At 55.6% G+C, this 4171-nt stretch carries 2 protein-coding genes and 1 pseudogene; 2 read left to right on the forward strand and 1 reads right to left on the reverse strand.

The window, feature by feature from the left end; genetic code table 11:
• Both PZA18_RS23455 and PZA18_RS23460 read left to right on the forward strand, forming a co-directional pair.
• Window positions 1-2384: pseudogene (locus tag PZA18_RS23455) on the forward strand (GH-E family nuclease); the annotation flags it as partial.
• Window positions 2385-2397: 13 nt separating this feature from the next.
• Complete coding sequence (locus PZA18_RS23460) at window positions 2398-2826, forward strand: hypothetical protein (RefSeq protein ID WP_284103325.1); 429 nt, start codon at window positions 2398-2400, stop codon at window positions 2824-2826.
• Between the two features lie 485 nt (window positions 2827-3311).
• Here the strand turns inward: PZA18_RS23460 and tnpC are convergent.
• The coding region (tnpC, locus tag PZA18_RS23465; protein ID WP_284103326.1) for an IS66 family transposase at window positions 3312-4171 on the reverse strand (860 nt) is incomplete at its 5' end.

Below are 4171 nucleotides of genomic sequence, written 5' to 3' on the forward strand. Positions count from 1 at the left end.
CGGCCGAAGCCATGGGCAACCTTGTTCCGGCCAATGTGCCGGTCGACCCCAGCTCGGGTTGCGGAGCCGCCCAGATCATCATGATCGTGATCGCGATCATCGTGACTATCTACACGGCCGGGGCGGCAGCAGGAATGATTGGTGCAACGACCACCGCAACCGCGGGCACTGCCGCAGCCGCTGGCACCGCCGCAGCCGCTGGCACTGCCGCAGCCGCAGGCGCCGCAGCAGTTGGCACCACCACGTTGGTTGGCGGTACGGTGGTGACGGTAGGTACCACCGTCGCAGGGGCAACGGCCGCAGCCGGAGCGCTCGCCACAGGCATGAGTGTGCTGGCTGGCAGCTTTGGTACCGCCGCCATGCTGGTCGGAGCCACTGTTGGCGCAGCAGCCGGATCGGTGGTCAGCCAGCTGGCGGGTATGGCCATGGGTGTACAGGACGAATTCAGTTGGCGTCAGGTCGGGTCTAGTGCCCTAACTGCTGGGGTTACAGCAGGAATTGGCTCCGTGCTAAACGGCTCTGCTTTCATGAGCAGCATCAACGGTGTCAGCACGACTCTAGGTCAGGGCGTGCAGACTGCCATCGGTGCCACGCTGGCCCAAGGCGCAGGGTCTGCGTTAGGTATTAGCCACTTCAGCTGGCGAAATGTCGCTGCTTCCGCTGCCGGGGCGATGGCAGGCAGTGTGGCAGGTGGCTTTGTGGCTAATCAGACTGGCAGCCTTGCGGCCACCAAGTTTGCCACCAACCTCGCCAGCGCCGCCGTCAGCCAGAAAGTGAGCACCGGCCACTTCAGCTGGAGCAACACCCTGCCGCAGGCCGTGGGCGAAACCATTGGCGACTTGATCAAAGCTGACATCGAAGCTGGTGATGCCAATCAATCGGGGCAGAGGAAGTCGGGCGAGCAGACAGCTACGGCCGACCGCATCAAGGCCATGACTGCCGGACAGCCCTATATGGACGACACCGGCCGCATGTTTGATGGCAACGGCCGGCAGATCGGGCAGCAGACCAACTATGGGGATGTGCCATGGGGAGAATCCATAGCAGGTGGCCGGTTTAGTCGAACCAGCAACGTCCTTGGGCCACAAGGGGATTCGGGCGCGGTCTATCCCATCTCCAACCTGCCAGATGAAGAAAGTGGATACCAGGCTGGGGTGGGTGCGGAAAGCTTGTTGTATGACTACGCGCTTGGCAAACCCTTGCCCGCAATAGCAGCTTTGGATAGTCCTATTGAAGTGACTGCTGAACGGGTCCGCAAGGTAGCAATCGACCTGCGTGCCAACGAAATGTGCATGGATGGAGGCTTTGCCTATATCACCCGATCGGAATGGAGTGAGTTGAAACCGGGCTATACGCTTTCTGAGCAGCAATACTTCTCGGAACGGCGAAACTGGCTGATGGAAGGTAACAGCCGACCGATGCACTACCAGTTGGCTGAAGCATTGGAAATTCCGGCATCCATGACACCGGCAGGATTGATGGTAATGGGTGTGTCGGGAGGCGTCGCGATGGTTGCTGGCGCGGATGACATCGCCTCAGGCCGTGTCAGAGAAGGAGCCTTCAAACTGGGTGTAGGCATACTAGCGGCCTCACCGTGGCTGGAAGCTGCGGGCGCATCGGGCTACAAGGCATTCCGCTATCTGAATGAGCACCAGCTCGTTGTTAACAATGAGTTTTCTGGAATTTCCCCGACCATGATTAAACAGCGGGGATCATTCGTCCATCCGTTCGGCATTTTCAAGGTTGAGAAATTCCCGACGCTGGCCCCTTATGACGATATGGCACCTGTAGCGAGAGACTATGCGTCTCAGGTGGCGGCTAGGCAGTCGGTGGGGACTTCGGTATCGGCTCCTCGCGCAGCGGTGAACAGTGGCGTTGTCTCTAGCTCTGGCGAATTTACTCCAATCCGCTTTGGAGCTAATGGGGAGGTCTATGCAAAGTTGCCTGCACCATCCAACACAGAAGTTATGCGTTGGCAACGCATGAATGGGACTGGCGTGTCAAATCGTGACACTTACATGGGTAGCACACCTTCGAGAGACTCTTCTGTCGGTTTGAGAGTTCAGATGACCATGCGTCAGAGTGGTGATCTAGTAGGTGAAGGTGCTGATCGAATGGTTCTAGGGCCGGATAGGATTTGGTATCCAATTAATCAAACTGACATGGGACACATTCATGCAGCAGTGGATTATTGGAATTCGACTGGCCGATACTACGGCCCGCGTTCCCCTGAGGTTAGAGCGTTTATGAATGATCATAGAAATTACTGGCTCGAACCTTCAAGCATTAACAGGAGTAATGGTGCCTCAATGGGAACTAGGTATTTATCGCCCGCCACGCCAGCTGAAAGAGTACAATTCTTTAGCATTGATCAAATTAGGTGACAGGATAACTAGAATGAATCAGCAATTACCCGATTATGTTTATGCGCAGGTAACAAACTTGTGCGGGCAAGGTAATGAATTGATGCAAATGGCTGACTTTGTTAGCGCACGGGGAAAATACATTGAAGCACTTCAGCTTCTACCTGAAAACCATAAAATATGGGAAGCGGCAACATGGATATATGTTGCGATTGGTGATACTCATTTTCATGAAAGGAATTTTGAGAAATCCTTCAGGTGTTTTTTTAATGCGATTCAGTGCCCGAAAGGACTTGGAAATCCATATATACATTTGCGGTTAGGGCAGTCCTATTTTGAGATGGGCGATCTTGAAAAAGCTGCGGATGAGCTTGTGCGTGCTTATATGGGAGGAGGGATGGAGATTTTTATGGAAGATGATCCAAAGTATTTGGAGTATTTGGAAACAAAGATTGATGTTTGATTGTCCGCTGTCATGACCTGACCTGTCCGCACGACCGTTAGCCGTTTCCTATCCCCTTCTCCCCATCATTTTTTGATCGGAAGAAGGGGTGGATTCAAAAATCAGCAGAAATTCCCCGCAATTTCTGCTGGTTTTTGCCTCGAAATGTAGAGTAAACAGCCTGATTTTGGCTGTACCGTCGCAACAACCCCTCTGAGTCTCCGGTCAGTGGTTTGGCTTGGGTTTATGTCAAGTTTTGCTTGGGTTTTTAATTGGGCTAACACCGTATTCGAATTCCCGTCAACAAGCCTTCCCATGCTTCGAAATGTTCTATTTTTTGCGGAGTTTGGTAAACAGGTTTTTATTCTCACAGAATCTGTTTCGGAATCCAGCCGTTCAGGTTTGGGATGGGATAATTGTTGTGATATTGTGCTAATAATTAAAGGCGAGCGGCGATTCAATAAATGTATCCGTCCGATCGCCCCACGTTGCGTCCGAAGCGTGAATCAGCTAGCGGTTGTTGAATTCAGGGGGAGTAGTTCATCAATGCGGCTATTAGGCCAGGTGGGGAGACGTTCAAGGGTGGCGGTCAGCCAAGCCAGGGGTTCGAGGCCGTTGAGCTTGGCGGTGGCCAGCAGACTTTGAATGGCTGCGGCGCGGCGGCCAGCGCGTTCGGAGCCTGTGAACAGCCAGTTCTTGCGCCCCAGGGCAATCGGCCGGATGGCACTCTCGGCCGCGTTGTTGTCAATCGGCAGATCGCCGGTCTGGGCGTAGCGGCTCAGGGCTTCCCAGCGATGAATGCTGTAGTCCAGGGCGCGGCCGTATCCCGAGGTCTTTGTCGTTTGCTGGCGTTGCTGGATCAGCCAAGCCTGCAGGGCTTGCAGGCGCGGCAGGGCTTCGGCTTGACGGAGCGCCTGTCGTTCTGCCGGTGACTGCTCACGCGCCTGGGCTTCGATGGCGTACAACTCCCCGATTCGCTGCAGCGCGACTGCAGCCATCTCATGCGGCTTGTTACTGGCGGCGTGCAGATCAAAGAACTTCCGCCGGGCATGCGCCCAGCAGCCCAGCTCGGTCACGCCCTGGCCAAACAGCGCTTTGTAACCCCCGTAACCATCCACCATGAGCGATCCCTGCCAGCCTTGCAAGAAGGCTCGGGCATGGTTGCCACTACGGCTGGTCTGGTAGTCGAATACCACGATGGGGGGACCACCCGAGAGGTCGTTGCTACGATAGGCCCACAGATACGCCCGCTTGGTCTTGCCGGCACCCGGGTCCAGTTGCTGCACGGGCGTCTCATCGGCGTGCAATACCGTCTGCTGCTTGAGCCGGACCGCCAGCCGGTCGGCCAGTGGCTGCAAGGCCACGC

The sequence above is a fragment of the Parachitinimonas caeni genome (assembly GCF_030129945.1).
Lineage (GTDB): Bacteria > Pseudomonadota > Gammaproteobacteria > Burkholderiales > Chitinimonadaceae > Parachitinimonas > Parachitinimonas caeni.

Bases quoted from the DNA above. Each gene is read 5' to 3' on its own strand.
- PZA18_RS23460 (WP_284103325.1), top strand. From the start codon at position 2,398: ATGAATCAGCAATTACCCGATTATGTTTATGCGCAGGTAACAAACTTG.